Raw genomic sequence first — 24,015 nt, forward strand, 5'->3', positions numbered from 1 at the left:
GATTGCGCCCCGAAGGGACGTAGCTCACTTCTCGTCCAGATGACGGATCAGGAAATCCCGGCTCGACTCGACAATCGCCTTCTGTGCCTGTTCGCTGGCCACCATCCGCGCCAGCACCAGCGCGCCGACGCACTGCGCCAGCAATGCCCAGGCGTCTTCCGCCGAACCCAGCACCTCAGCCCAGGCCTGCTGCAATTCCACCAGCGCATCCTCGGCGCTTTGACGTACTGACTCGTCGGCGCGGGCAATCTCCGCGCCCAGGGCCGGAATCGCGCAACCAGCGCCGGCATCCTGCACGTGGGTGACATTGAGGTAGCGCTTCAGACCGCGTTCCAGGCGCGCGCGGTCGAGCACCTTGCCCTTCGCCGAGAGGCGCTCGACGCTTTGCTGTAGTTCGCGCTCGACGATGGCGGCGAACAGCTCGTCCTTCGAACCGAAGTGGTTGTAGAACGCCCCGCCGGACAGCCCCACGGCCTTCATCAGCCCGTCCACGCCGGTGGTGGCGAAACCGCCTTGCTTGGCGAGCGCACCACTGCTGTCGAGCAGGCGCTGGCGGGTTTCTTCCTTGTGGGTGGCTGAGTAGCGCATCGGGGCGACTCCGTCGAAGCGGTTGACGATGTGCCGAATATTAACATAACGTTCGTTTACCTAACGACCGTTTACCAAATATCGCGCACCGCAGAGGAAACGAAAATGTCGAACAAGAAAGTCGTCCTGGTCATCGGCGCCGGCGATGCCACCGGCGGCGCCATCGCCCGCCGCTTCGCCCGCGAAGGTTACGTCGCCTGCGTCACCCGGCGCTCGGCGGACAAGCTGCAGCCGCTGGTGGACGCCATCCGCGCCGAAGGCGGCGAGGCCCACGGCTTCGCCTCCGACGCCCGCAACGAAGAAGCGGTGATCGAGCTGGTGGAGACCATCGAGCGTGACATCGGCCCCATCGAAGCCTTCGTCTTCAACATCGGCGCCAACGTGCCGTGCAGCATCCTCGAAGAGACCGCACGCAAGTACTTCAAGATCTGGGAGATGGCCTGCTTCTCCGGCTTCCTCTCCGGCCGCGAAGTGGCCAAGCGCATGGTCAAGCGCCAGCGCGGCACGATCCTCTTCACCGGCGCTACCGCCGGCCTGCGCGGCGCCTCGGGCTTCGCCGCCTTCGCCGGGGCCAAGCACGGCATCCGCGCCCTGGCGCAGAGCATGGCCCGCGAACTGGGACCGATGGGCCTGCATGTCGGCCACGTGGTGGTGGACGGCGCCATCGACACCGAATTCATCCGCGAGAACTTCCCGCAGAAATACGCACAGAAGGACCAGGACGGCATCCTCGACCCCGAGCACATTGCCGACAGCTACTGGTACCTGCACAGTCAACCGCGCGATGCCTGGACCTTCGAACTCGATCTCCGCCCGTGGATCGAGCGCTGGTAAAAATCGGCAGACGACTAGCTGCGCGTCGGCCAGGCGTCGTTGGAATCCAGCAGGAGCTGCTCATTTACAAACGTAAACTCCGCGCCCCTGCTGGATTCCGCCTAGCCTGGCTCTAGCTCGCAAGGTCGTATGCCGATTTTGCGAACCTACATAAAAAGAGAGAGCCACTCATGAGCAAATCCGTCGAGTTCTACTTCGACTTCGGCAGCCCGACGTCCTACCTGGCGTATACCCAACTGCCAGGCATCTGCGCCGAAACCGACGCCGAGCTGGTCTACCGCCCGGTCCTGCTGGGCGGTGTGTTCCAGGCCACCGGCAACGCCTCGCCCATCGCCGTGCCGGCCAAGGGGCGCTACACGCTGCTCGACATGACCCGCTTCGCCCGCCGCTATGGCGTGCCGATGAAAATGAACCCGCACTTCCCGATCAACACCCTGACCCTGATGCGCGCCGCGACCGGCGTGCAGATGCGCCAGCCGGAACGCTTCGATGCGCTGCTGGCCTGCGTGTTCAAGGGCATGTGGGTGGATGCGCTGAACCTGGGCGACCCGGCGGTGCTCGGCCCGTTGCTGGCCGAGGCAGGCTTCGATCCGCAGACGCTGCTGACGCTGACCGCCGAGCAGGAGGTGAAGGACGCGTTGAAGGCCAACACCGAGGCGGCCATCAAGCGCGGGATGTTCGGGGCGCCGACCATGTTCGTCGGCAACGAGATGTTCTTCGGCCAGGATCGCCTGGACTTCGTCCGCGAAGCGCTGGCTTAAACCAGCACCGTAGGGCGCATAACCTGGAACAGGTTATCCGCCGGCCAGTGCCCGGCGGATAACGCTGGCGCGTTATGCGCCCTACGTTTCTCAAACATCACAGCGCAAGAACAGCCGACCGGCGCAGGCCGAAGAACTCCAGCTCAGCCAGCAGCAGGACCACCAGCGCCTGGCCGATGACGAAGGCGTAGCCCAAGGTGGTCGGTTGCACGTAGCCGGTCACCAGCAGGGCGACACTCTCCACCACCCACAGCGCGTTCAGGGCAATCACCGCCCAGACACCGGTGCGCGACAGCAGCGTCTGATTGCTCATCCAGTAGAGCACCAGCGCCAGCGGCAGGAGCACGATACCGGCCACCAGCAGCAGGACGAACGGCAGGCCCAGGATCTGACCCAGCGGTTGCGCAGCCAGCGCCATCAGCAGGCCCATGGCACCACCGGCGATGGCGTCGACTTTGAGGGTGAGGCGAAGCAGCGGGGACGGTTGCAGCAGAGTCATGGCGAAGCTCCTTCAAGGGTCGCCACCGGTTGGCGGCGTGTGGCTGAAGAATCCGCCCGAGCCTGCGGCGCGTCGATTACCTGCCAGGTAATGGCCGCAACGAGACTAGAGGTCTATCGTTCGTCACCATGAACAGCCAAGCCCAACCTGTCGGCGCCCTGCTCCGCCAATGGCGCCAGCGCCGCCGACTCAGCCAGCTCGACCTCGCCTGCGATGCGGAGATTTCCACGCGCCACCTGAGCTTCGTCGAAACCGGACGCGCCCTGCCCAGCCGCGAGATGCTCCTGCACCTGGCGGAACAACTGGACATTCCGCTGCGCGAGCGCAACCGCCTGCTCAGCGCGGCGGGCTATGCGCCGGTGTATTCGGAGAAAGGCCTGGACGACCCGGCGCTGACCGTGGCGAAACAGGCCATCGACCAGTTGCTCAAGGCCCACGAGCCGAACCCGGCGATGGTCGTGGACCGCCACTGGAACCTGCTGGCGTCCAACCGCACGGTGGATATCTTCCTGATCGGCGTCGACCCGGAGCTGTTGCAGCCGCCGATCAACGTGCTGCGCATGAGCCTGCACCCGAAGGGGCTGGCACCGCGCATCCTCAATCTCGGCCCGTGGAAGGCGCATGTGGTGGAGCGCTTGCAGCGCGATTACGAAGCCAGCGGCGATCCGGCGTTAGCGGCGTTGCGCGACGAAGTGGCGGCCTATCCGGCGCCGCCCTATGACGAAGCGGCCAGCGGCGACATGGTGCTGATTCCGGTGCAATTGCAGACCGAACTGGGCGTGTGCAGCCTGATCGGCACCATCACGGTGTTCGGCACGCCGGTGGACGTGACGCTGTCGGAGCTGGCGCTGGAAACCTTCTTCCCCGCCGACCCCGACAGCGCCCGGATCCTGCGCCAGCTCAGCGGCACAGAGTGAGCGGAATCAGGCGGTCGCCTTCTTCTCGCGGATGCAGGTGGGGCCGGCGCGCTCTTCCACGGCGTGGCGCACTTCGTCGCGCAGGCCGAGCAGGAACGCCGCTTCGGCAGCGACGAACAGCGGGCCGACGATCAGCCCGGTGAGATCATCGACGAACGCCGGCTTGCGGCCTTCGTACCAGTGGCCGACGAACTGGATGATCCAACCCACCACGAACAGGCCGATGCCCCATACCAGCCAGGACGCGGTGCTGCCCGCCGCCAGCCCTGCGCCGATCCACAGCGAGAGTGCCAGCAGCGCAGTCATCAGCAGGCCGAAGCGCAGGTCCAGGCGCAGGTAGAACACCACCGAGGCCAGCGCCAGCAACGTGGCGGGCGAGACCAGCAGGCCGGCCAGCTCGAAGCCGGGGCGCGACAGCAGGGTAGCGATGGACAGCACGATCATCGGGATGCCGATGAAATGGCTGACGATGTTCCGCCGGTCACGGTGATAGGCGGCATATTGGGCAAGATGGTCGACGAGCGTTTTCATTGTTGTTCTCCCGCAAGGTACTGGCATGATGGCGTTGTGCGCCCCTGCACTCTGTCAGCTAGCCGACAAAGCCATGACCGACGCCAAGCCCTACCTGCCCCTACTGCGTGAAGGCCGCTGGTTCCAGACCTTGCCCGAAGGCCTGCGCCAGTCGCTGTGCGATGCCGCCGTGGTACGCCGCCTGCCGGCCGGACAGCGGCTGTTCGCCCGAGGCGACGCGCCCTGCGGGCTGTACTGTGTGGTCGAAGGGGCGATGCGCGTCAGCGTGGTCGGCGAGAGCGGCAAGGAAGCGCTGCTGGCGCTGGTGGAAGCCCCCAACTGGTTCGGCGAGATCTGCCTGTTCGATGGCCAGCCACGCACCCACGATGCCTACGCCGAGGGCGCCACGACGTTGCTGCAGGTACCCCAGGCGCCCTTGCAGGCGATCCTGGCCCAGCACCCGGAATACTGGCGCGACTTCGCCCTGCTGATGAGCCACAAGCTGCGCATCACCTTCGCCGTGCTGGAGGAGCTGTCGCTGCTGCCGGCCGCGCCGCGCCTGGCCCGGCGCCTGCTGATGATCGCCGAGGGCTACGGCGAGTCGGCCACTGCCAAACGCGAGCTGCACCTGCCCCAGGAACAACTGGCGGCCATGCTGTCGCTGTCCCGGCAGACCACCAACCAGATCCTCAAGGACCTGGAAGCCCAGGGCATCCTGCGCCTGAGCTACGGCGGCATCGAGATCCTCGACCGCGAACGCCTGCGCCACGCCGCCCACGCCTGAACCGCGACACCCGGATTCGCCAATCTCGACACCTTACGATGGTCGGTGCCGGCGCTCCCTCGCTCTAATTGCGTGCCGCCGCAGGACCGACTGCGGCACCCCAATCTTCAGCAAGACAGAGAAGCGGCCGGCCCCCTCGCCTGCCGCCAGGGAATCCTATGCGCCTTTCGAAACTCCTTTGCGCCCTCGCGCTGACCGCTCCGGCACTGGCGATGGCAGACGACCGTGGCCTCTACGTCGGTGGCGGCGTGACTCGCCTCGAGATCGACGAGCGGTCTTTCGATGACCACGACAACAGCTACAAGCTCTACGCCGGCTACCGCTTCAACAACTACCTGTCCTTGGAAGGCGCGGTGGTTGACTTCGGCGACATGAGCGACGACCGCAAGCACTTCGATGGCGAATCCCTGCAGGCCAACGTGCACCTGGGCTTCCCCATCGGCCAGCGCATCCGCCTGTATGGCATCGCCGGCGTGCACGCCTGGCACGCCGACGACGATGCCGCCGGCAAATCCGACGATGTCGATCCGCTCTACGGCTTCGGTGGCGAAGTGGACCTGATCGGCGGCCTGGGCGTGCGCCTGGAACAGGAATACCTGGACGTCGGTGACATCGACCTCGACCAGACCACCCTCTCCGCCTACTTGCGCTTCTGACGACGAGGCGGGCCTCCGCGCCCGCTTGATCCCGCCCGCATTTAAAGCCCGGCGGAGGTGTTCAACCTCCCCTCCCTCCCGGAACCCTCCGTCGGCACCTGCTCACCTGCGCAAATCACTCTTTCGGACGGTTGCAGCAACAAGGTTCGGAGCTAGCCTAGGGATAGTTGCGTTTCTGGCGCCAAATAAGACGCGCCCCGGCTGATCACGCAGCTCACAATAACAAGAAGGACGCCTCTGCCATGTTCCGAAAGCTCGATGTCTATCGCGGTTTCCTGCTGTGCTGTTTCGGACTCCTCTCCCTCGCCGCCCAGGCCAACCTGCCCAGCGAGGAACTGCAATTGCAGACCCTGCAGGTCTACACCTGTCGCTCGATCAATAGCCTCTTGCTACTACGTGGCGAAGGCTTCCAGGAAACCCACGCCGCCCAGCTGGAGAAGGACCTGGCCACGCTGGACAACGCCGTCAAGGGCTACGCCAAGTCCGACGATGCGCTGAAGAAGGCGCACCAGGAATTCGTTACCCAGATTCGCAATGGCGTTTCCTACGGCCCCAAGGAAGAAGACCTCCCCTGGCGCTACAACCAGGACCTCAGCCGCGCACTGCGTGACCTGCTGAACCAGGTCGAACGCTTCGTCCCTGCCACCGCCGATGCCAGCAAGATTCCGCTGTGGGAGCTGCCGGTGCGCGTCGAGTTCCTCGCCACCCAATACCTGGGCCGCGCCTACATGAGCGGGCTGGAGCTGGCCCGCGAACAGCCGCAGGAGTACCTCGGCCAGGACGAAAGCGTACTGGTGCCGCTGCTGTCCCAACGGATCGACCAGCTGCCCGACAACGATTCGACCAAGAAGCTGCGCACCCGCTGGGAGTACCTGAGCAAGGCGCTGCTGGACATGAACAGCAAGAGCAACGCCGTGGTCAGCGCCTCGGGCCGGCCCTGGGCGCCGATCATCGTTGATCGCAACGCCCGCGCCGTCTCCGGTCAGCTGATGCAGCTCAGCCAGCAGTAGTGATTCACGCCGGGACCGCTTCCTCCTCCGGCGTGACCGCCGCGACGACGGAAGGCGCTTCGGCGACGGAGGCCTCCTTCAGCTCGTCACGGTCCAGTTCGGCGGCGCGCCCGGCAAGCCGGGGGTCCGGCACGTGGGCAATCCTCTCGTCCTTGCCGGGGTAGTCCAGCGTGTGCAGGAAGTGCCGCAGGCAGTTCAGGCGTGCGCGCTTCTTGTCGTCGGACTTGATCACCACCCAGGGTGCGTCGGCGGTGTCGGTGTGGAAGAACATGGCTTCCTTGGCCTGGGTGTAGTCATCCCACTTGTCCAGTGACTGGATGTCGATGGGCGACAGCTTCCAGTGCTTCAACGGATCGTCGCGGCGCGAAACGAAGCGGCGCAGCTGCTCCTCGCGGCTGACCGAGAACCAGTACTTGAAGACGTGGATGCCGTTGCGCACCAGCATGCGCTCCAGTTCCGGCGTCTGCTGCATGAACTCCAGGTACTGGCGCGGCGAACAGAAGCCCATGACCCGCTCGACCCCGGCGCGGTTGTACCAGGAGCGGTCGAAGAAGACGATTTCGCCGGCGGTGGGCAGGTGCTGGATATAGCGCTGGAAGTACCACTGGCCACGCTCGGCGTCACTGGGCTTTTCCAGGGCGATGACCCTTGCCCCGCGCGGATTCAGGTGCTCCATGAAACGCTTGATGGTACCGCCCTTGCCGGCGGCATCTCGCCCCTCGAACAGCACCACGACGCGCTGACCGGTTTCCTTCACCCAGCTCTGCACCTTCAGCAACTCCACCTGCAGTTGCTCCTTGAGCCGCTCGTACTCCTTGCGCTGCAGGCGTTTGCGATAGGGATAATTGGCCGGCAGTTCGGCCGAGGTGGAATCCTCGTTGCTGCCACGCGGTGCCATAGCCACCTTGAGGGCGACCGGACCGTGGCTCTGCGTGCGGATTTCCTGGCCACCCGGGGTCACTGCGGGCTCGGAAGCGGTGGCGGCGACACGGGCTCTGCTGGCGGGTTTGGTGGCACGACGTACCGGCGGCTTTCTAGGGGTGGTGGACTCGGGCATGGTCTCCTCCAGTGAGACAAAGCGGACAAGGGAAGATTTCCACTCTGTGCGCCACCCGGCCCGCCGTCCTTGACCGGCATCAATTTCAGCGAGCGCACACGCCGGGGGAATATTCCGAAACCGCCCGGACGCGCGTTACAGCCAGCCTTTGAATTTGAACCAGTAGTAAGGAATGACCGCCGAGATCACCATGGCCACCAGCGCCATCGGGTAGCCCGCCAGCCACTGCAATTCGGGCATGTGCGCGAAGTTCATGCCGTACACCGTGCCCACCAGCGTCGGCGGCAGGAACAGCACAGCGGCGATGGAAAACACCTTGATGATGCTGTTCTGCTCGATGTTGATCAGGCCGAGGGTGGCGTCCAGCAGGAAGGTGATTTCCCCGGCCATCTTGGTCTGGTACTCGCTCAGCGAGCGCACGTCGCGCTCCACCGACTTCATGCCCAGCTTCACCTCGTCGCTGATCCAGCCATTGCTGCCCTGGCGGAAATAGGCCAGCGGGCGGCTGATGCTCAGCAGGCTCTCGTTGAGCTTGGACAGCAGCGAATTCTTGCGCCCCAACTGCTTCACGACTTCCTGCAGGTCGGTCTTATCGGTGGCCGCCTGGCCCTCGCGGAAGATGCTGTTGCCCAGCGTATCGAGCTGCTTCTGCACGGTCTCCAGCACATCGGCGATGCGGTCCACCACGCTGTCCATCAGGGTGACGAACAACTGGTCGCTGCGGCCCTCGCAGCCACCGCGCTGGGTGCGCGTCTCGAAGGTGCGGAAAGCCAGCAGGTCGGTGTAGCGCACCGTCACCAGCCAGTGCGGGGTCAGCACGCAGGTCACTTCCGAGGTGGTCGGCTTGTGCTCGCGGATGCCGCCGACCACGGTGGTGGTCATGTACAGCGCCCCCTTGCTCTCGTAGAAGCGCGAGGAGTCCTCGATCTCGGCCATTTCCTCCTGGGTCGGCACATCGACCTCGATGATCGACTCCAGCAGCTTCTCCTCTTCCGCCGTGGGCTGGAACAGGTCGATCCACAGCGTGTCCTTGGGCATGCCGTGGCACTCGTTGCCGTTATGGCGTACCAGGCGGTCGCCGACGAGGGTGTAATAGGTGATCATGTCGCCCAACGATCCTTTGCAGCCGGAAGTTGCCCCGCAGGTTGGCCAACTTCCCGCCGCTTCACAAGTCCGCCGGAGAGCAATGTGATGACCGACCAAGACGACGGCGAAGAGTCCTTCGCCGAAGACACCCTGATCCAGGCCATCGAGAACCAGATCGAGAGCGAGAACCCGCCGGCCGCCCGCGCGGTGTTCAACAAGCTGACGCTGGTCGGCTACGAGCGCGAGGACGCCCTGCACCTGATGGCCCTGGTGCTCGCCCACGAGATCGAGGCCATGCTCGCGGCCGACCGCGCTTTCGACGGCGAGTGGTACGAACAGGCCCTGCGCGCGCTGCCGACCCTGCCGGACGGCACTGTTGCCGAATGAGGCAGCGGCATAACAGCGCTTGCCGAACCGGCGGGACTTGAGACTACACTGAAGCCTCATTGACCATCGGGAGTTAGGCGAATGGCTTTCACGAAAGAAATGGTTGAGGAACTGGACCTGCTGGCGCTGTACGACCTGGAGAACAGCCAGGCGGGCTTGAAGGTCCACCGTGACGCCTCCGTCGAGGCCGTGGCGGCCGCGGGCCGGCTACACGCCAAGGGACTGATCGACCAGCAGGACGGCGGTTACCTGACCAGCCTGGGCCTCGATGCCGCCGAGCACGCCCAGGTCCTTCTCGGCATCCTGCGCGGCTGACCTCAAGAAAATTCGCGAGCGGGCGATAAACCAGCAAACATCCGAGCGCCGCATACCCTGATGCGGCGCCGCTGGCCAGGCAGCAGTACGCCATGACGCTCACCCACGAAATCCGCCCGGACATCGACGACGGCATCGACCGCAAGGTGCTGGCGCAGTTGCGCCAGCGCTTCCTCAAGGTCAACGAGGGTCGTCTGGCGCGGGCGAGCGAAGCGCTGTCCACCCGCCAGCAACTGGTCCTCAAGCTGTTGCCGCTGCTGCTGGACGTGAACCATCCGCTGCTGCCCGGCTATGTCTCGGCCAGCACGCCCGCCGGACTCTCCAACTTCGTCCCGGACGACGACATCCTCGCCGAAGCCCAGCGCCTGACCCGCTCCTTCAGCTACAAGACCCGACGCGGCAATCCGCCGCTGCCGATCCACGGGCTGTTCCTGATGGGCAGCCTGGGCACCGTCGCCCAGGCCGAGCAGAGCGACCTGGACCTGTGGGTCTGCCACAGCTCCGAGCTCGACGAACGAGAACTGGCCGAGCTGCGCCGCAAGTGCGACCTGCTGGAGCAATGGGCCGCGACGCAAGGCGCCGAGGTGCACTGCTTCCTCGTCGATCCACAACGCTTCACCCAGGGCGCGCGGGAAGCACGGCTCACCTCCGACGACTGCGGCACCAGCCAGCACTACCTGCTGCTGGACGAGTTCTATCGCACCGCCATCTGGCTCGGCGGACGCACGCCGCTGTGGTGGCTGGTGCCGGTCTATGAAGAAGGCCGCTACGCCGAATACTGCGAGACACTGCTGAGCAAGCGCTTCATCCGCGCCGACGACGTCCTCGACCTGGGGCACCTGGCACGCATCCCACCCGGCGAATTCATCGGCGCGGGCATGTGGCAGCTGTTCAAGGGCATCGAGTCGCCCTACAAATCGGTGCTCAAGCTGTTGCTCACCGAGGTCTACGCCAGCGAGCACCCGAATGTTTCCTGCCTGAGCCTGCGCTACAAGCAAGCCATCTACGCCGGCCGCCTGGACGTGGAAGAACTCGATCCCTACGTGATGCTCTACCGCCGCCTGGAGGAATACCTGGTGGCGCGCGGCGAGCAGGAACGCCTGGAACTGATCCGTCGCTGCCTCTACCTGAAGGTCGGCAAGAAGCTCAGCCGGCCACCGCGCCAGGGCCGCAAGAGCTGGCAGCGCAAGGTGATGGAACGCGTCTCCGCGCCGTGGAAATGGGACAGCCGCGCCTACGGCCAGCTCGACAGCCGCAGCCAGTGGAAAGTACGCCAGGTACTGCTGGAGCGCCGCGCGCTGGTCAACGAACTGACCCACAGCTACCGCTTCCTGTCCCAGTTCGCCCGCCTGCAGCAGGCCGCCAGCGGCATCAACCCGCGGGACATGGGCATCCTCGGCCGGCGCCTGTACGCCGCCTTCGAACGCAAGGCCGGCAAGGTCGAGTTCATCAATCCCGGCATCGCCCCGGACATGGCCGAAGACATCCTCACCCTCGCCCAACTACCCGGCGGCGAGGCCGGCAAGCCGCCCTACTGGGCACTGTTCAGCGGCAACCTGTCGCTGCAGGAGATGGCCGACTTCGCCCCGCTGCGCCGCGCCCGCGACCTGCTGGAACTGCTCGCCTGGAGCCATCGCAACGGCGTGATCGACACCACCACGCGACTGCCCCTGCAACCCGGCTCCAGCGACCTGAGCGAATTCGAGCTGCAGAACCTGCTGGGCAGCCTGCAGCAGGCCGTCCCGCTGCCGCTGGCGGAGGTGCCGGAAAGCGCCCTGCTGCGTAGCACGGTGCCGACACAGGTTCTTTTGCTGGTGAACGTCGGCGTCGACCCGTTGCGCCAGCACAGCCAGATGAACGTGCACATGACCACCGAGCGCACCGACTCGCTCGGCTACTCCGGCGTGCGCGACAACCTGGTGCTGACCCTCGACCAGATCACCCTGAACAGCTGGAACGAGTTGCTGGTCAACCGATTCTCCGGCCCCCACGCACTGCTCGACTGCCTGCGCGAATTCCTCAATGGCCTGCCCACCGACGCGCCGCCACCGCGCCTGTTGGTGCGCTGCTTCTGCCGCAACCGAGCCACGGCCATCGCCCAGCGCGTGGAAGATCTGTTCCGCGATGCCCACGGGCAACTCACCAGCGGCAAGGGCGGGCGCTACCTGCTGCAGGTGCGCCAGCATTTCCACCTGCTGCACCTGATCCCCGGAAGCGTCAGCCACCGGGTGATCGAAGGCCTGCCGGCGCTGGTGGAGCACCTAGGCGATACCCAGGACGACAGCGGCTTCCTGCAACTGGACCGGCACGCGCTGGAAGGCGACGATCTCGCCATGATCCTGCCGCTGGGCCGGGCCAATACCGTGCAGGTGTTCTACCGCCTGGACGAAGGCAGCGCGGAAATCACCATCCTCGATGAGCGCAACGCCCTCTGGCGGCGCCGCCAGGAGTACGACAGCGAAGAAGGCCTGCTGCTGCCGCTGCAACGCTTCCTGCAATCCGTGCAATACCGTCGCAACGCCCTGATACCGCTGCTGGAAACCCAGGGACCGGTAGGTGCCGACATCCTCTTCTACGAGGTGGTGACCAATGGACACCAGCGCGCCCAGCGCATTGAACGGCGCAACACGCCGCAACCGCTGGAGGCGATGCCTTTCTACAACGTGCAGGCGATTGTCGAACCAGGCGAAGGCCAGCGCGCGCGCACCACGCTGTACTGCAACCACCGCGAGTTCTCGGAACTGGAATTCGGCAGCGAGCTGTTCCAGGCCGTGGCCCGGCACATCCTCGACCGGCGACGCGGGCAGGAGCGCTATCCCTGCTACATCACTGACCTGGACCTGTCGGCGATGCGCGAAGGCGGCGAGCTACAGACGGTGCACTTCCTGCGCTACAAGCAGAGCCTGGAACAGGCCCTGAACCGGGCGCTGGCCGAGGCCTGAAGGGCCGGGCCGCGCGTCCGGAGAGAGGGAGTCTGGAAAGGTCTCAGCGATCGAAGTCGCCAGCCGCCTCGGGCTGGTATTCCACTTCCAGCAGGGTCAGCTTCAGCGTCTTGCCGCTCGGCACCGGCCAGTCGATGCTCTGGCCGGTGGTCAGGCCCAGCAGCGCGGTACCCACCGGCGCGAGGACGGAAACCTTGCCGTCGCCGCCGACACCGGCCGGGTAGACCAGGGTCAGGTGGTATTCCTTGCCGCTGCCTTCCTCGCGGCAGCGCACGGTGGAGTTCATCGTGACCACGCCCGGCGGTATCTCGTCGTGGCCGACCACCGTGGCGCGGGCCAGTTCGGCCTCCAGCGCCTCGGCCGCGGGGCCGTACTCATCCAGGCTGTCGAGCATGCGCTCCAGACGTTGCAGGTCGAGTCGAGTAACGGTGATGGGTGTCGTGGTCATGATGGTTGGCAGTCTCCTTACAGGAGAGCCCCGGACGCTCACGCGTTCGGGGCCCTGGGTGTTCTAGCAGTAAAGGCGTTCGGCGAGCGAATGCGCAATGAAATCCAAAAAAAGAAAAACCCCGCCCAAGGCGGGGTTTTCCCGGACACTAACACAGCACAGAAAATAAGCAACACCGACCAGTCACCACTTCGGTGAGTGGTTGTTTCGGCGCTTTTCGCACTCCGTCAGGATCGCCCGGCGCCGCTCGCCGTTCGCCTCGTTCCACTCCAGGATCTCGCCCAGGGTGCGCCCGCAGCCGACGCAGACGTCCGCCTCGTCGAGGCAGCAGCGCCGGCAACAGGGCGAGGCGACGCTCGCCGAAGGATCAGATGCCGGGGAAGTCGACATCCTCGCCCGCCTGCTCCAGGGTGGCGCGGTTGAGCAGTGCGCCCAGCGGCTCGCGGGTGCTGTCGCTGATCCACAGCGAGCCGGATTCGTCGTAGTCGAAATGGAAGCCACCGGAGCGCGCTGCCACCCACAGCTGGCGCAGCGCCGGCTGGCGGCTGAGGATCAACTGGGTGCCGTTCTCGAAGCGCACGGTCAGCACGCCGCTGGAGTTCTCCAGGTCCACGTCCAGGTCGCTGTCGTCGAAGGCGTCCTCCACCGTTACCTGTACGGCGTCCACCAGGTCATGGAAGCGGGCTTCGCTCAAAGTGCTCATGCATCGTCCTCGGGATCAGTCAAAGGCACCAGTTTACGCCGGTATTCGCCCAGACTCTGCCCCGTCCAGCGCCGGAATGCGCGGGCCAGCGAACCCGCTTCGCTGAAGCCCAGCAGGTAGGCGATATCGGCGGTGTCCAGCGCCGGGTCGCGCAGGTAGTGCAGCACCAGTTGCTGGCGGGTTTCGTCCACCAGTTGGCTGAACGACAGGCCGGTGTCGCGCAGGCGTCGCTGCAGGGTGCGCGGGCTCAGCGCCAGCGTCTGCGACAGGCGCTCGAGGTCGGCGCCCTGCTCCGGCAGCTGGCGCGCCAGTTCCAGGCGAGCCCGGTCAAGCACGCTGTCACCCCTGTTGATCTCCACCAGCAAGCGCTCGGCGTAGGCATCCAGCGTGCGCTGTACCTGGGCGTCGGCCTGGCCGAGCGGCAGCGCCAGCAGGCGCCTGGGGAAGACCAGAGCGTTGTCCGGCTGATCGAACAGCACCGGGCAGCGGAAGATGCGTACGTGTTCGCTGACGTCCGCCGGGGCGCTGTGGCTGAAGCGCACCTCGTAGGGCACCTCGTCCACGCCGCTGACCCAATGGCCGAAGCTGACCCAGCCGGCCAGGGTTTCCTCGCTCATCTGCCGCTGCTGTTGCGGCAGCAGCGGCTCCCAGCAGTGCTTCACCAGCGGCTCGCAGCCGGCGCGCTGCGGTTCGTCGGCCAGTTCGACGCGCCCCAGGTTGCCGACCAGCGAGGCATAGCGGGCCTGGCGGTGCAGGGCGTCGGAAAGGGTCGCGCAGCTCATGATCAGGTAGCCCAGCACGCCGTAATAGCCGGGCCGCACGGCTTCGCCCAGATGCAGGCCGAGGTTGTCGTCGCCGCTCAGGCGCACGCCGGCGCCGACCAGCTCGAGATAGGCGCTGGCGGCGATGCGCTGGTCACGCTGGGCGAGAATCGAGGGTTCCAGGTGCACCGTCGCCAGCAACTGCGCCGGGTCCACGCCCTGGCGCTGCAGATGCTCCACGAGGCCCTGCAGGTAGGCCACCGACACCGAACTGGGCAGGGGATCGCGATAGTCCATGGGGCATTCCATTTTTTGCCGGCATCATAGGGCCAGTTGCCCTCCCCGCGCGAGCCGCAAGCCCCGCCGGGCGGGAGTCCGCTCGCATAGGCAAGGCGGCGGGGGGTCGGTATACTCCGGTCCAATTGACGCTTTATTACAAGGATTCCGCCATGAAGCGACTGCTGCTTCCCTTCGTCGCGATCGCCCTGCTGACCGCCGCCATCGCCGGCTGCGGCCAGAAAGGCCCGCTGTACCTGCCGGACGACGAAAAGGCCAAGAACGAACATAGCAAGGACCGCTACGGTCTCTGAGGGCGTTCCCATGGACGCCTTCGCCGTCCGGGACGGGCAACTGATCGTGGCAGACGTGTCCTCGTCGGCGATTGCCGAGCGCTGTGACATGCAGCCCTGCGGAATCGGCGGCTACAGCGCCAGCTCCGCAACCCCGTCCGGGAAGAAGGTGATCTGCTGGCCGACCATTCGGCCGGCGCCTATGGTTTCGTCATGAATTCCAACGACAACACCCGGGGCCGCGCCGCCGAGGTGCTGGTGGATAGCTCGGCCGCGCATGAAGTGCGTCGCCGCGAGACAATCGAAGAGCTATTCGCCGGCGAAAGCCTGCTGCCGGACTGAGGCCGAGACGACGATGCTTCTGCGCTTTACCAAGATGCATGGGCTGGGCAATGACTTCATGGTCCTGGACCTGGTCAGCCAACACGCCCATGTACAGCCGCGCCACGTGAAACAGTGGGGCGACCGCAATTTCGGGGTCGGCTTCGATCAGCTGCTGATCGTCGAACCACCGAGCACGCCGGACGCGGACTTCCGCTATCGCATCTTCAACTGCGACGGCACCGAGGTCGAACAGTGCGGCAATGGCGCGCGCTGCTTCGCCCGTTTCGTGGTGGACAAGCGCCTGACCGCGAAGAAGACCATCCGCGTGGAAACCAAGGGCGGCATGATCGAACTGACCCTCACCAACGATGGCCAGGTCACCGTCGACATGGGCCCGCCGCGCCTGCAACCCGACCAGGTGCCATTCCAGGCCGATGCCGAGGCGTTGAGCTACAGCGTCGACGTGGACGGCCAGCGCTACGAGCTGGCCGCGATCTCCATGGGCAACCCGCACGGCGTGCTGCGCGTGGACGACGTGGACAGCGCGCCGGTACGGACTCTCGGACCGAAACTCGAAGTTCACGAAAGCTTCCCAAAGAAGGCCAACATCGGCTTCCTGCAGATCGTCAATCCGCACCAGGCACGCCTGCGCGTCTGGGAACGCGGCGCTGGCGAGACACTGGCCTGCGGCACCGGCGCCTGTGCGGCGGCGGTCGCCGGTATCCGTCAGGGCTGGCTGCAATCTCCGGTACAAATCGACCTTCCCGGCGGACGGTTGTCCATCGAGTGGGCAGGACCGGGTCAGCCCGTTATGATGACCGGGCCCGCGGTGCGGGTCTTCGAAGGCCAGGTACGTCTATAAGGCCTGTTTCCAACGCCCCGTGATCGGGCGCAGGCAATAAACCGGGACGCTTATGACCACTGACACTCCCCAGGAACCGACCGTTACGCTCGAAGCCGAACAGGTTGCCGACTACCTTCGTCGGCACCCGGAATTCTTCGTCGACCATGACGAGCTGATCCCGGAGATGCGCATTCCGCACCAGCCGGGCGATGCCGTGTCGCTGGTGGAGCGCCAGGTACGCCTGCTGCGCGAGCGCAACATCGAGATGCGCCATCGGCTGTCTCAGCTGATGGACGTGGCCCGCGACAATGACCGGCTGTTCGACAAGACCCGCCGCCTGGTGCTCGACCTGCTCGACGCCACCAGCCTGGAAGAGATCGTCAGCACCGTCGAAGACAGCCTGCGTCACGAATTCCTGGTGCCCTACGTCAGCCTCATCCTGTTCAGCGACAACAACCTGCCAGTTGGCCGATCGGTCAGCAGCGCCGAGGCACACCAGGCCATTGGCGGCCTGCTGTCGGGCGGCAAGACCGTGAGCGGCGTGCTGCGCCCCCACGAACTGGCCTTCCTGTTCTGCGAAAACGAACGCGAGCAGGTCGGCTCCGCCGCCGTGGTGCCGCTGACCTTCCAGGGCCTGCACGGTGTGCTGGCGATCGGCAGCCCCGATCCGCAGCACTACAAGAGTTCGCTGGGTACCCTGTTCCTCGGCTACGTCGCCGAAGTCCTCGCGCGGACACTGCCGCGCTTCGCCACACCACTGCGCTCGGTACGCTGAATTCCGGCAGCCCGGGCCGTCACCGCTGGGAGCTGATCGCTTGTCGCTCGAAGCCGATCTGGATGCCTACCTGGAACACCTGCGCAGCGAGCGCCAGGTGTCCATCCATACCCTCGACGGCTACCGTCGCGATCTGACGCGCCTCGCCGCACTCTGTGAAAAGTCCGCCATTACCGAATGGCCGGCGCTGCAGGTGCGCGACCTGCGCCTGTTCGTTGCCCGCCTGCACCAGCAAGGCCTCGCCAGCCGCAGCCTGGCGCGCCTGCTGTCGGCCACGCGCGGGCTGTTCCAGTATCTGATCCGCGAAGGGCGCTGCCGACACGATCCCGCCGATGGCCTCGCCGCACCCAAGGGGGCGCGCAAGCTGCCGCGCACCCTGGACACCGACCGCACGGCACAACTGCTCGATGGTGGAGTCGAGGACGACTTCATCGCCCGCCGCGACCAGGCGTTGCTGGAGCTGTTCTATTCCTCGGGCCTGCGCCTCTCCGAACTGGTCGGCCTCGATCTGGAATGGCTGGACCTCAAGGAAGGCCTGGTACGCGTCCATGGCAAGGGCAACAAGGTGCGCGAACTGCCGGTCGGCCGCGCCGCGCGGCAGGCCATCGAAGCCTGGCTGCCGCTGCGCGCCGCGGTGTCGCCGCAGGACAACGCGGTATTCATCGGCCGCAGCGGCAAACGCCTGACGCCCCGCGCCATTCAACTGCGGGTGCGCGAGGCCGGCGTACGCGAATTGGGCCAGCACCTGCATCCGCACATGTTGCGGCATTCCTTCGCCAGCCACATGCTCGAATCCTCCCAGGACCTGCGCGCGGTGCAGGAACTGCTCGGCCACGCCGACATCGCCACCACGCAGATCTACACCCACCTGGACTTCCAACACCTCGCCACGGTCTACGACCAGGCGCACCCACGGGCACGCCGTAAACCCGGAGCAGAAGAATGAGTATCCGCCTGGTCACCTTCGACCTCGATGACACGCTGTGGGACGTCGCCCCGGTGATGAACAGCGCCGAAGCTACCTTGCGCGACTGGCTGGCGGTGAACGCCGCGCAGCTCGGGCCGGTACCCATCGAGCACCTGTGGGCGATCCGCACACGGCTGATGCAGCAGGACCCGATGCTCAAGCACCGCCTGAGCGAGCTGCGCCGGCGCATCCTGTTCCACGCACTGCTCGATGCGGGTTATCCACAACCCGAGGCGACGGATCTGGCCGAAGCCGGCTTCCAGACCTTCCTCCACGCGCGGCACCAGGTGGCGCTGTTCCCCGAGGTGCATCCGACCCTGGAGCAATTGGCCAACCGCTTCATCCTCGGCGTGCTCACCAACGGCAACGCCGACGTGCGCCGCCTGGGTTTGGCCGACTACTTCCAGTTCGCCCTGTGCGCGGAGGAGCTCGGCGTCGGCAAGCCGGACCCGCACCCGTTCCAGGAAGCGCTCAAGCGCGGCGGCGTGGCGGCGGAGCACGCCGTGCACATCGGCGACCATCCCAGCGATGACATCGCCGGGGCGCGGCGCGCGGGCATGAAGGCGATCTGGTTCAACCCGGCGCGCAAGGCGTGGGACGGCGAAGAGGCGCCCAGTGCGATCATCCACAACCTGTCCGAGCTGCCGGGCGTCCTGGCCCGCTTGTAGAAGACGACGGTCTTCCCCGCGAAGTCCTTCGCTGAGCTTCCCCCTCACCCCAGCCCTCTCCCTCAAGGAGAGGGAGCTGATCGTGCCGGCTGACGCCAAGGGTTATCCCTGCACCGAACGGCCCCCTCTCCCCTTGGGAGAGGGTTAGGGTGAGGGCCAGACCCAGCGCTGGTGCATCGCGCATGAAGGGCCGCAACGAACGGACATGAAAAAGCCCCGCCGCTCCGTTGGGAGCGGCGGGGCTTTTTCATGACGCATCAGATATCAGATAGGGCGGCTGCCGTATTTGCTATCCGGCTTCTTGGGCGGGTCGGCAACCACGTTGGGCTCGATCTCCTGCACCTTGCCACCGCGAGTGAGGAACTCCTCCATCGCGCGAGCCAGTGCATCACGATCCTTCTGCTTGGCCTCGACCGAGGGCAGTTCCTCTTCTTCCGCAGCGGCCTTGGCTTTCTTGCCACCGCCCTTGGAAGAAGGGGCTTCATCCCCATCGCCGCTGTCTGCTTCGGCTTCGCCGTCGTCCGCCGCGGCGAGTTCCTCGCCATCGTCCTCGTCAGCGCCGTCCAGCTCGTCCTGTTCCAGTTCTTCGTCGCTCATTGTTCAACCTCTGTGGTGCTGCAAAGCACGTTAGTTATAGCCCAGCTGCGCGCTTTGACGAACGCCGCCGGAAAAAATTCATACAAGCTCGCCCTGCCAGGTCGCTACCACCCTGCGCGGGCCGCCGTGGTCACGGTGCTCGCCGAGATAGATACCCTGCCAGGTGCCCATTGCCAAGCCTCCCTTCTGTATCGGCAGCGTCAGCTGACAACCCAGCAGGCTCGACTTGAAATGCGCCGGAAGGTCGTCCGGGCCTTCGTAATCATGCTCGTAACCACCTTCGCCCTGAGGCACCAGGCGGTTGAAGAACCGCTCGAAGTCGCGGCGTACCGACGGGTCGGCATTCTCGTTCACCGTCAGCGAAGCGGACGTGTGCTGCAACAGCAGGTGCAGCAGGCCGACCCGGCACTGCGACAGCTCCGGCAGCGCGGCCAGGATCTCGTCGGTGACCAGGTGGAAACCTCGCGGGCGAGGGCGCAGGGTGATGGATTTCTGCTGCCACATGGCGGGCTACCTCCGTCAGCTACGGTGATGCGCGCGCATTCTAGCGTGATGTTCAAAAAAACAAAGGGCGCCCGAGGGCGCCCTTCGTCGAACTTGTGCAAACCCTTACAGGTTGTAGCCGCGTTCGTTGTGCAGGGAGAGGTCCAGACCCACGGTTTCCTCTTCCTCGGTGACGCGCAGGCCCATGACCAGGTCCAGGACCTTGAGGATCACGAAGCTGACGATACCGGTGTAGACGATGGTGAAGGCCACACCCTTGAACTGGGTGAACAGCTGGGCGCCGATGTCGGTCACGGTGCCGAAGCCGCCCAGAGCGGGAGCGGCGAACACGCCGGTGAGCAGGGCGCCGACGATGCCGCCAACAGCATGCACGCCGAAGGCATCCAGGGAGTCGTCGTAACCAACAGCACGCTTGAGGCTGGTGGCGGCGAAGAAGCAGATCACGCCGGCAGCCAGACCGATCACGATGGCGCCCATCGGGCCGCAGGTACCGGCGGCCGGGGTGACGGCAACCAGGCCGGCAACCACACCCGAAGCGATGCCCAGGGCGCTCGGCTTACCGTGGGTGATCCACTCGGCGAACATCCAGCCCAGGGCGGCGGCGGCGGTGGCGATCTGGGTGACCAGCATGGCCATGCCGGCGGTGCCGTTGGCGGCGGCGGCGGAACCGGCGTTGAAGCCGAACCAGCCTACCCACAGCAGCGCGGCGCCGATCAGGGTGTAGCCCAGGTTGTGCGGCGCCATGGCAGCGGTCGGGTAGCCCTTGCGTTTGCCCAGCACGAGGCAGGCGACCAGGCCGGCGATACCCGCGTTGATGTGCACCACGGTGCCACCGGCGAAGTCGAGCACGCCCCAGTCCCACAGCAGGCCGCCGTCACCGCTCCAGACCATGTGGGCGATCGGTGCGTAGACCAGGGTGAACCACAGCGCGGTGAAGATCAGCATGGCCGAGAACTTCATGCGCTCGGCGAAGGCGCCGACGATCAGGGCCGGGGTGATGATCGCGAAGGTCATCTGGAACATCACGAAGACGCTTTCCGGGAACAGCGCGGCGGCGGAGGTCAGGCCGGTGCTGGTCAGGCCGCTGAGGAAGGCCTTGTCGAAGCCGCCGACGAAGGAAGCGAAGTTGACCACGCCCTTTTCCATACCGACGGTATCGAAGGCCAGGCTGTAGCCGTAGACGACCCAGAGGATGCTGATCAGCGCGGTGATCGCGAAGCACTGCATCATGATCGACAGGACGTTCTTGGCGCGCACCATGCCGCCGTAGAACAGGGCCAGGCCGGGGATGGTCATCAGCAGCACCAGGGCGCTGGAAATCAGCATCCAGGCGGTGTCACCGCTGTTCAGGACGGGGGCCGCAGCCTCGTCAGCCAAGGCCAGACCGGGCATTGCGAGGGGCAATAGGGCGCCTAGCCCTGCGTATTTGCGCAGAGTCATTGTTGTTTCTCCTGGGGCGTGGGGTTCGGTGTGGGCTTGGCTTAGATCGCGTCGGTGCCGGTTTCGCCGGTACGGATACGAATGGCCTGTTCCAGATTTACGACAAAGATCTTGCCGTCACCGATCTTCCCGGTGTTGGCGGCCTTGGTGATGGCTTCGATAACACGATCCAGCTGGTCATCGGCGATGGCGACGTCGATCTTCACCTTCGGCAGGAAATCGACAACGTATTCCGCGCCACGGTACAGCTCGGTGTGACCCTTCTGCCGGCCGAAGCCTTTGACTTCGGTCACAGTGATGCCCTGCACGCCGATCTCGGACAGCGACTCACGAACGTCGTCCAGCTTGAACGGCTTGATGATGGCTGTGACTAGCTTCATGTAACTCTCTCCCGTGTTTTGGTGGACCCGCCCCAGGAAGAACGAACCCGGGGACAAGTCTAAGCGCAGTGTCTGGCTTTTGTAATGCGCCGGCCGCCCTACCTCAGCACTCCGACTGCCTTCCACGAAGCGATCCCCTGCCTCGCCTGCCGCACCGGAACTGCATCGGTGCACGCCATGTATGCCCCAAAGCATGAAGCTTGCCAGTTCCCGGAAATGCCCACGGCATCAGGTACTTGGCGAAAAGAATGGCTTTCTGGCGAATCGCCAGCGCCCTCGCGGCGCACCGAAAACGCGCACAGCGAGCGGGCGCACTGCTCAAAAAGCGTGCAACCTCTCGCGCCGCAGCCGCCGTCGGCTGCGTGATAGACTGCGCTCTGATTCAATCCGGAACCCATGAACCATGCTGCCGCCCAAAGCCTTCCTCGATGCCATCAGCCAACAAGCCGGACGCCTGTTCGGTGGCGAATCGCCCCTGCCGAAGGCCGAGCTGGAAGCTCAGTTCAAGGTTCTGATGCAGAGTGCCTTCAGCAAGCTCGACCTGGTCAGCCGCGACGAGTTCGACAGCCAGATGGTGGTTCTCGCCCGTACCCGCGCCCGTCTCGAGGCACTGGAAGCCAAGGTCGCGGAGATGGAAGCCAAACTCTCGCCGCCCGCCGCCGAGTAAGCCCCGACGGCGGGCCGCATGCGATCAAGGAGTGATCCATGTCCCTCGCCATCGTCCATAGCCGCGCCCAGGTCGGCGTGGAAGCCCCCGGTGTCACCGTCGAGGCGCACCTTGCCAACGGCCTGCCCTCGCTGACCCTCGTCGGCCTGCCCGAAGGCGCCGTGAAGGAGAGCAAGGACCGCGTCCGCAGCGCCCTGCTGAACGCCGGTTTCGATTTTCCCAGCCGCCGCATTACTCTGAATCTTGCCCCCGCCGACCTGCCGAAGGACGGCGGTCGCTTCGATCTCGCCATCGCCCTGGGCATCCTTGCCGCCAGCGGCCAGTTGGCTGACGCGGCGGGCCTGCACGACCTGGAATGCCTCGGCGAGCTGGCGCTTTCCGGCGCCCTGCGCCCAGTGCCTGGCGTGCTGCCCGCCGCACTGGCCGCCCGTGCCGCCGGACGCGCACTGGTGGTGCCGAAGGAAAATGCCGAGGAAGCCAGTCTCGCCAGCGGCCTGACCGTCTACGCCGTGGGCCACTTGCTGGAGCTGGCTGCGCACTTCAGCGGCCAGGAGCGCCTGCGCCCCTACGAGGCCAACGGCCTGCTGCGCGCCACGCCGCCCTACCCCGACCTCGCCGAAGTCCAGGGACAGACCGCCGCCAAGCGCGCCCTGCTGGTCGCTGCCGCAGGCGCCCACAACCTCCTGCTCAGCGGCCCACCCGGCACCGGCAAGACGCTGCTCGCCAGCCGCCTGCCCGGCCTGATGCCGCCGCTGGACGAAGACGAGGCGCTGCAGGTTGCGGCGATCCATTCCGTGGCAGGTCGCGGGCCGCTGACTCACTGGCCGCAGCGCCCCTTCAGGCAACCGCACCACACCGCCTCCGCGCCAGCGCTGGTGGGTGGAGGCAGCCGCCCACAGCCGGGAGAGATCACGCTGGCGCACGAAGGTGTGCTCTTTCTCGATGAGCTTCCGGAATTTGATCGGAAAGTTCTGGAAGTGCTACGTGAACCCCTGGAAGGCGGCGAAATCGTCATCTCCCGCGCCAACGGCCGCGTCCGCTTCCCGGCACGCTTCCAACTGGTCGCGGCGATGAACCCCTGCCCATGTGGATATCTCGGCGACCCCAGCGGGCGCTGCCGCTGTTCGCCGGAGCAGATCCAGCGCTATCGCGCCAAGCTCTCCGGTCCATTGCTGGACCGCATCGACCTGCACCTCACCGTCAGCCGCGAGAGCACCAGCCTCGCGCCCAGCGGCCCGAGCATCAGCAGCGCCGAGTTGGCCGTACAGGTCGCCGCCGCACGCCAGCGCCAGCTCAGTCGTCAAGGCTGCGCCAACGCTTTTCTCGACCTGAAGAAAATGCACCAATATTGTGCATTAAGCCCAGACGATCAGGCTTGGCTGGAGAAAGCCGGCGAGCGCCTGAACCTGTCACTGCGCGCCCTGCACCGAATTCTCAAGGTGGCGCGCACCCTCGCCGACCTGCAACAGACGGATGCCATTGCCCGACCGCACCTGGCCGAAGCGCTGCAGTACCGCGCGGGACACTAGCGGGACAGGCCTTCCGCGACAGCCACGAGGTTCAATTCGACCGTCGCATTCTTAGGCAACTGATAGACGCCGACCGAGGTGCGCGTGTGCACGCCGGCAGCACCCAACACCGTGTGCAGTACCGACGACGCCGCATCGGCCACTTCGCTCTGCTGCGTGAAGTGCTCGGCCGACTGCACGAACACGTTGAGGTGCAGCACCTTGCGGACTCGCTCGAGATCGCCCAGCGCCTGTCGCAGCAGGGCCAGCGCACGCATGACACAAATCCTGGCGGCACGCTGGGCCTCGGCCAACGACGCATCGCCGCCTGCCCGACCGGTGACGACAACCTCATCACCCACCCGTGGAATCTGCCCACTGATGTGCACCTGGCTTCCTTCGATCAGGAAGGGCACATAGTCACCGCCGATCTTGATCTCGCCACTGAAGTCACAGCCGAGTTCGGCGGCAATCCGGTCAAACGCGGCAGCGCGCATCTCGCTCATAAACACTC

30 protein-coding genes and 1 pseudogene are annotated in these 24,015 nt (G+C 65.7%); 17 read left to right on the forward strand and 14 right to left on the reverse strand.

Annotation, left to right across the window (positions count from 1 at the left end):
* Window positions 1–24: 24 nt before the first annotated feature.
* Window positions 25–588: a TetR/AcrR family transcriptional regulator gene (locus JVX91_RS03860; protein WP_205338112.1), complete on the reverse strand. Its 564-nt coding sequence runs from the start codon at window positions 586–588 to the stop codon at window positions 25–27.
* A gap of 105 nt (window positions 589–693) precedes the next feature.
* Here JVX91_RS03860 and JVX91_RS03865 point away from each other — a divergent pair, with 105 nt between their 5' ends.
* Together JVX91_RS03865 and JVX91_RS03870 are read left to right on the forward strand one after the other, a co-directional pair.
* Window positions 694–1,422: an SDR family oxidoreductase gene (locus JVX91_RS03865; RefSeq protein WP_205338113.1), complete on the forward strand. Its 729-nt coding sequence runs from the start codon at window positions 694–696 to the stop codon at window positions 1,420–1,422.
* A gap of 170 nt (window positions 1,423–1,592) precedes the next feature.
* Window positions 1,593–2,183 (forward strand): 2-hydroxychromene-2-carboxylate isomerase, encoded by a 591-nt coding sequence (locus JVX91_RS03870; protein WP_205338114.1) that lies wholly within the window; start codon window positions 1,593–1,595, stop codon window positions 2,181–2,183.
* Window positions 2,184–2,280: 97 nt separating this feature from the next.
* On the opposite strand, the gene JVX91_RS03875 is transcribed toward JVX91_RS03870, so the two are convergent.
* The gene (locus JVX91_RS03875) at window positions 2,281–2,682 is read right to left on the reverse strand and encodes a hypothetical protein (RefSeq protein WP_205338115.1); all 402 of its coding nucleotides are present in this window, start codon (window positions 2,680–2,682) and stop codon (window positions 2,281–2,283) included.
* Window positions 2,683–2,810: 128 nt separating this feature from the next.
* Here JVX91_RS03875 and JVX91_RS03880 point away from each other — a divergent pair, with 128 nt between their 5' ends.
* Entirely contained in the window at window positions 2,811–3,599 is a 789-nt protein-coding gene (locus JVX91_RS03880) for a helix-turn-helix domain-containing protein (RefSeq protein ID WP_205338116.1), read from the forward strand.
* 6 nt (window positions 3,600–3,605) lie between these two features.
* Here JVX91_RS03880 and JVX91_RS03885 read toward each other — a convergent pair whose 3' ends face one another.
* Complete coding sequence (locus JVX91_RS03885) at window positions 3,606–4,130, reverse strand: Mpo1-like protein (protein WP_205338117.1); 525 nt, start codon at window positions 4,128–4,130, stop codon at window positions 3,606–3,608.
* A 73-nt stretch (window positions 4,131–4,203) separates the two neighbouring features.
* Between JVX91_RS03885 and JVX91_RS03890 the strand changes: the two genes are divergently transcribed.
* From JVX91_RS03890 to JVX91_RS03900, 3 genes are all read left to right on the forward strand, one after another.
* Window positions 4,204–4,893, forward strand: a complete 690-nt coding sequence (locus JVX91_RS03890) for a Crp/Fnr family transcriptional regulator (protein WP_205338118.1) — start codon at window positions 4,204–4,206, stop codon at window positions 4,891–4,893.
* Window positions 4,894–5,051: 158 nt separating this feature from the next.
* On the forward strand, window positions 5,052–5,549 hold the full coding sequence (locus tag JVX91_RS03895; protein WP_205338119.1) for an outer membrane beta-barrel protein: 498 nt from the start codon (window positions 5,052–5,054) through the stop codon (window positions 5,547–5,549).
* Window positions 5,550–5,791: 242 nt separating this feature from the next.
* Window positions 5,792–6,559, forward strand: a complete 768-nt coding sequence (locus JVX91_RS03900; RefSeq protein WP_205338120.1) for a hypothetical protein — start codon at window positions 5,792–5,794, stop codon at window positions 6,557–6,559.
* 4 nt (window positions 6,560–6,563) lie between these two features.
* Here JVX91_RS03900 and ppk2 read toward each other — a convergent pair whose 3' ends face one another.
* Both ppk2 and JVX91_RS03910 read right to left on the reverse strand, forming a co-directional pair.
* A complete protein-coding gene (gene ppk2 / locus JVX91_RS03905) occupies window positions 6,564–7,457 on the reverse strand; it encodes a polyphosphate kinase 2 (protein WP_240201752.1) in 894 nt (297 codons plus the stop codon).
* A 294-nt stretch (window positions 7,458–7,751) separates the two neighbouring features.
* Window positions 7,752–8,720 carry a magnesium transporter CorA family protein gene (locus JVX91_RS03910; RefSeq protein WP_205338121.1) on the reverse strand — a complete coding sequence of 323 codons (969 nt, stop codon included), beginning with the start codon at window positions 8,718–8,720 and terminating at the stop codon, window positions 7,752–7,754.
* Between the two features lie 87 nt (window positions 8,721–8,807).
* On the opposite strand from JVX91_RS03910, the gene JVX91_RS03915 reads away from it, so the two are divergent.
* The 3 genes from JVX91_RS03915 (at window position 8,808) to JVX91_RS03925 (ending at window position 12,346) form a co-directional block, all read left to right on the forward strand.
* Entirely contained in the window at window positions 8,808–9,089 is a 282-nt protein-coding gene (locus JVX91_RS03915; protein WP_205338122.1) for a hypothetical protein, read from the forward strand.
* 81 nt (window positions 9,090–9,170) lie between these two features.
* Window positions 9,171–9,404, forward strand: a complete 234-nt coding sequence (locus JVX91_RS03920) for a TIGR02647 family protein (RefSeq protein WP_205338123.1) — start codon at window positions 9,171–9,173, stop codon at window positions 9,402–9,404.
* A 92-nt stretch (window positions 9,405–9,496) separates the two neighbouring features.
* Window positions 9,497–12,346, forward strand: a complete 2,850-nt coding sequence (locus JVX91_RS03925; protein WP_205338124.1) for a class I adenylate cyclase — start codon at window positions 9,497–9,499, stop codon at window positions 12,344–12,346.
* A gap of 43 nt (window positions 12,347–12,389) precedes the next feature.
* Here the strand turns inward: JVX91_RS03925 and rnk are convergent, their stop codons facing one another.
* The 4 genes from rnk to JVX91_RS03945 form a co-directional block, all read right to left on the reverse strand.
* Window positions 12,390–12,794: a nucleoside diphosphate kinase regulator gene (gene rnk / locus JVX91_RS03930; protein WP_205338125.1), complete on the reverse strand. Its 405-nt coding sequence runs from the start codon at window positions 12,792–12,794 to the stop codon at window positions 12,390–12,392.
* 183 nt (window positions 12,795–12,977) lie between these two features.
* Window positions 12,978–13,184, reverse strand: coding sequence for a DUF1289 domain-containing protein (locus tag JVX91_RS03935; RefSeq protein WP_205338126.1), 207 nt, complete (start codon window positions 13,182–13,184; stop codon window positions 12,978–12,980).
* Window positions 13,162–13,497 carry an iron donor protein CyaY gene (gene cyaY, locus JVX91_RS03940; RefSeq protein ID WP_015479506.1) on the reverse strand — a complete coding sequence of 112 codons (336 nt, stop codon included), beginning with the start codon at window positions 13,495–13,497 and terminating at the stop codon, window positions 13,162–13,164. Before cyaY ends, JVX91_RS03935 begins: the two co-directional genes overlap by 23 nt.
* The gene (locus JVX91_RS03945; protein ID WP_205338127.1) at window positions 13,494–14,555 is read right to left on the reverse strand and encodes an AraC family transcriptional regulator; all 1,062 of its coding nucleotides are present in this window, start codon (window positions 14,553–14,555) and stop codon (window positions 13,494–13,496) included. The genes cyaY and JVX91_RS03945 overlap by 4 nt, the downstream gene beginning before the upstream one ends.
* 152 nt (window positions 14,556–14,707) lie before the next feature.
* Here JVX91_RS03945 and JVX91_RS03950 point away from each other — a divergent pair, with 152 nt between their 5' ends.
* From JVX91_RS03950 to JVX91_RS03975, 6 genes and pseudogenes are all read left to right on the forward strand, one after another.
* Entirely contained in the window at window positions 14,708–14,848 is a 141-nt protein-coding gene (locus tag JVX91_RS03950; protein WP_017520757.1) for a lipoprotein, read from the forward strand.
* A 144-nt stretch (window positions 14,849–14,992) separates the two neighbouring features.
* Window positions 14,993–15,169 (forward strand): annotated as a pseudogene (locus JVX91_RS03955) (diaminopimelate decarboxylase); the annotation flags it as partial.
* Between the two features lie 13 nt (window positions 15,170–15,182).
* Window positions 15,183–16,013, forward strand: a complete 831-nt coding sequence (dapF, locus tag JVX91_RS03960) for a diaminopimelate epimerase (RefSeq protein ID WP_205338128.1) — start codon at window positions 15,183–15,185, stop codon at window positions 16,011–16,013.
* Between the two features lie 52 nt (window positions 16,014–16,065).
* Complete coding sequence (locus JVX91_RS03965; protein ID WP_205338129.1) at window positions 16,066–16,770, forward strand: DUF484 family protein; 705 nt, start codon at window positions 16,066–16,068, stop codon at window positions 16,768–16,770.
* A 40-nt stretch (window positions 16,771–16,810) separates the two neighbouring features.
* On the forward strand, window positions 16,811–17,716 hold the full coding sequence (gene xerC, locus JVX91_RS03970) for a tyrosine recombinase XerC (protein WP_205338130.1): 906 nt from the start codon (window positions 16,811–16,813) through the stop codon (window positions 17,714–17,716).
* Window positions 17,713–18,405: an HAD family hydrolase gene (locus JVX91_RS03975; protein ID WP_205338131.1), complete on the forward strand. Its 693-nt coding sequence runs from the start codon at window positions 17,713–17,715 to the stop codon at window positions 18,403–18,405. The genes xerC and JVX91_RS03975 overlap by 4 nt, the downstream gene beginning before the upstream one ends.
* Window positions 18,406–18,669: 264 nt before the next feature.
* On the opposite strand, the gene sutA is transcribed toward JVX91_RS03975, so the two are convergent.
* The 4 genes from sutA to glnK all read right to left on the reverse strand — a co-directional run bounded on the left by sutA (window position 18,670) and on the right by glnK (window position 21,326).
* Window positions 18,670–19,002 (reverse strand): transcriptional regulator SutA, encoded by a 333-nt coding sequence (gene sutA / locus JVX91_RS03980; RefSeq protein WP_205338132.1) that lies wholly within the window; start codon window positions 19,000–19,002, stop codon window positions 18,670–18,672.
* 78 nt (window positions 19,003–19,080) lie between these two features.
* Window positions 19,081–19,506, reverse strand: a complete 426-nt coding sequence (locus JVX91_RS03985; protein ID WP_205338133.1) for a secondary thiamine-phosphate synthase enzyme YjbQ — start codon at window positions 19,504–19,506, stop codon at window positions 19,081–19,083.
* 105 nt (window positions 19,507–19,611) lie between these two features.
* Window positions 19,612–20,946, reverse strand: a complete 1,335-nt coding sequence (locus JVX91_RS03990; protein ID WP_205338134.1) for an ammonium transporter — start codon at window positions 20,944–20,946, stop codon at window positions 19,612–19,614.
* 41 nt (window positions 20,947–20,987) lie between these two features.
* Window positions 20,988–21,326, reverse strand: a complete 339-nt coding sequence (glnK, locus tag JVX91_RS03995) for a P-II family nitrogen regulator (RefSeq protein WP_003457590.1) — start codon at window positions 21,324–21,326, stop codon at window positions 20,988–20,990.
* A gap of 403 nt (window positions 21,327–21,729) precedes the next feature.
* Between glnK and JVX91_RS04000 the strand changes: the two genes are divergently transcribed.
* Window positions 21,730–21,993 carry an accessory factor UbiK family protein gene (locus JVX91_RS04000; RefSeq protein ID WP_205338135.1) on the forward strand — a complete coding sequence of 88 codons (264 nt, stop codon included), beginning with the start codon at window positions 21,730–21,732 and terminating at the stop codon, window positions 21,991–21,993.
* Between the two features lie 38 nt (window positions 21,994–22,031).
* A complete protein-coding gene (locus JVX91_RS04005) occupies window positions 22,032–23,522 on the forward strand; it encodes a YifB family Mg chelatase-like AAA ATPase (protein WP_205338136.1) in 1,491 nt (496 codons plus the stop codon).
* Here JVX91_RS04005 and JVX91_RS04010 read toward each other — a convergent pair.
* Window positions 23,519–24,007: a RidA family protein gene (locus JVX91_RS04010; RefSeq protein WP_205338137.1), complete on the reverse strand. Its 489-nt coding sequence runs from the start codon at window positions 24,005–24,007 to the stop codon at window positions 23,519–23,521. The two genes, JVX91_RS04005 and JVX91_RS04010, sit on opposite strands and share 4 nt — an antisense overlap.
* Window positions 24,008–24,015 lie beyond the last annotated feature (8 nt).

The sequence above is a fragment of the Pseudomonas sp. PDNC002 genome, assembly GCF_016919445.1.
Lineage (GTDB): Bacteria > Pseudomonadota > Gammaproteobacteria > Pseudomonadales > Pseudomonadaceae > Pseudomonas.

Excerpts from the sequence above, each read along its gene's own strand:
- rnk (WP_205338125.1), bottom strand. The coding sequence starts at position 12,794 with ATGACCACGACACCCATCACCGTTACTCGACTCGACCTGCAACGTCTG.
- dapF (WP_205338128.1), top strand. The coding sequence starts at position 15,183 with ATGCTTCTGCGCTTTACCAAGATGCATGGGCTGGGCAATGACTTCATG.
- JVX91_RS03915 (WP_205338122.1), top strand. The coding sequence starts at position 8,808 with ATGACCGACCAAGACGACGGCGAAGAGTCCTTCGCCGAAGACACCCTG.
- cyaY (WP_015479506.1), bottom strand. The coding sequence starts at position 13,497 with ATGAGCACTTTGAGCGAAGCCCGCTTCCATGACCTGGTGGACGCCGTA.
- ppk2 (WP_240201752.1), bottom strand. The coding sequence starts at position 7,457 with ATGGCACCGCGTGGCAGCAACGAGGATTCCACCTCGGCCGAACTGCCG.
- JVX91_RS03870 (WP_205338114.1), top strand. The coding sequence starts at position 1,593 with ATGAGCAAATCCGTCGAGTTCTACTTCGACTTCGGCAGCCCGACGTCC.
- JVX91_RS03950 (WP_017520757.1), top strand. The coding sequence starts at position 14,708 with ATGAAGCGACTGCTGCTTCCCTTCGTCGCGATCGCCCTGCTGACCGCC.
- JVX91_RS03895 (WP_205338119.1), top strand. The coding sequence starts at position 5,052 with ATGCGCCTTTCGAAACTCCTTTGCGCCCTCGCGCTGACCGCTCCGGCA.
- JVX91_RS03975 (WP_205338131.1), top strand. The coding sequence starts at position 17,713 with ATGAGTATCCGCCTGGTCACCTTCGACCTCGATGACACGCTGTGGGAC.
- JVX91_RS03965 (WP_205338129.1), top strand. The coding sequence starts at position 16,066 with ATGACCACTGACACTCCCCAGGAACCGACCGTTACGCTCGAAGCCGAA.
- JVX91_RS03935 (WP_205338126.1), bottom strand. The coding sequence starts at position 13,184 with ATGTCGACTTCCCCGGCATCTGATCCTTCGGCGAGCGTCGCCTCGCCC.
- JVX91_RS03990 (WP_205338134.1), bottom strand. The coding sequence starts at position 20,946 with ATGACTCTGCGCAAATACGCAGGGCTAGGCGCCCTATTGCCCCTCGCA.
- JVX91_RS03875 (WP_205338115.1), bottom strand. The coding sequence starts at position 2,682 with ATGACTCTGCTGCAACCGTCCCCGCTGCTTCGCCTCACCCTCAAAGTC.
- JVX91_RS03880 (WP_205338116.1), top strand. The coding sequence starts at position 2,811 with ATGAACAGCCAAGCCCAACCTGTCGGCGCCCTGCTCCGCCAATGGCGC.
- JVX91_RS03920 (WP_205338123.1), top strand. The coding sequence starts at position 9,171 with ATGGCTTTCACGAAAGAAATGGTTGAGGAACTGGACCTGCTGGCGCTG.
- JVX91_RS03910 (WP_205338121.1), bottom strand. The coding sequence starts at position 8,720 with ATGATCACCTATTACACCCTCGTCGGCGACCGCCTGGTACGCCATAAC.
- JVX91_RS03885 (WP_205338117.1), bottom strand. The coding sequence starts at position 4,130 with ATGAAAACGCTCGTCGACCATCTTGCCCAATATGCCGCCTATCACCGT.
- JVX91_RS03860 (WP_205338112.1), bottom strand. The coding sequence starts at position 588 with ATGCGCTACTCAGCCACCCACAAGGAAGAAACCCGCCAGCGCCTGCTC.
- JVX91_RS03900 (WP_205338120.1), top strand. The coding sequence starts at position 5,792 with ATGTTCCGAAAGCTCGATGTCTATCGCGGTTTCCTGCTGTGCTGTTTC.
- JVX91_RS03945 (WP_205338127.1), bottom strand. The coding sequence starts at position 14,555 with ATGGACTATCGCGATCCCCTGCCCAGTTCGGTGTCGGTGGCCTACCTG.
- JVX91_RS04005 (WP_205338136.1), top strand. The coding sequence starts at position 22,032 with ATGTCCCTCGCCATCGTCCATAGCCGCGCCCAGGTCGGCGTGGAAGCC.
- JVX91_RS03890 (WP_205338118.1), top strand. The coding sequence starts at position 4,204 with ATGACCGACGCCAAGCCCTACCTGCCCCTACTGCGTGAAGGCCGCTGG.
- JVX91_RS03865 (WP_205338113.1), top strand. The coding sequence starts at position 694 with ATGTCGAACAAGAAAGTCGTCCTGGTCATCGGCGCCGGCGATGCCACC.
- glnK (WP_003457590.1), bottom strand. The coding sequence starts at position 21,326 with ATGAAGCTAGTCACAGCCATCATCAAGCCGTTCAAGCTGGACGACGTT.
- JVX91_RS03985 (WP_205338133.1), bottom strand. The coding sequence starts at position 19,506 with ATGTGGCAGCAGAAATCCATCACCCTGCGCCCTCGCCCGCGAGGTTTC.
- JVX91_RS04010 (WP_205338137.1), bottom strand. The coding sequence starts at position 24,007 with ATGAGCGAGATGCGCGCTGCCGCGTTTGACCGGATTGCCGCCGAACTC.
- JVX91_RS04000 (WP_205338135.1), top strand. The coding sequence starts at position 21,730 with ATGCTGCCGCCCAAAGCCTTCCTCGATGCCATCAGCCAACAAGCCGGA.
- JVX91_RS03925 (WP_205338124.1), top strand. The coding sequence starts at position 9,497 with ATGACGCTCACCCACGAAATCCGCCCGGACATCGACGACGGCATCGAC.
- sutA (WP_205338132.1), bottom strand. The coding sequence starts at position 19,002 with ATGAGCGACGAAGAACTGGAACAGGACGAGCTGGACGGCGCTGACGAG.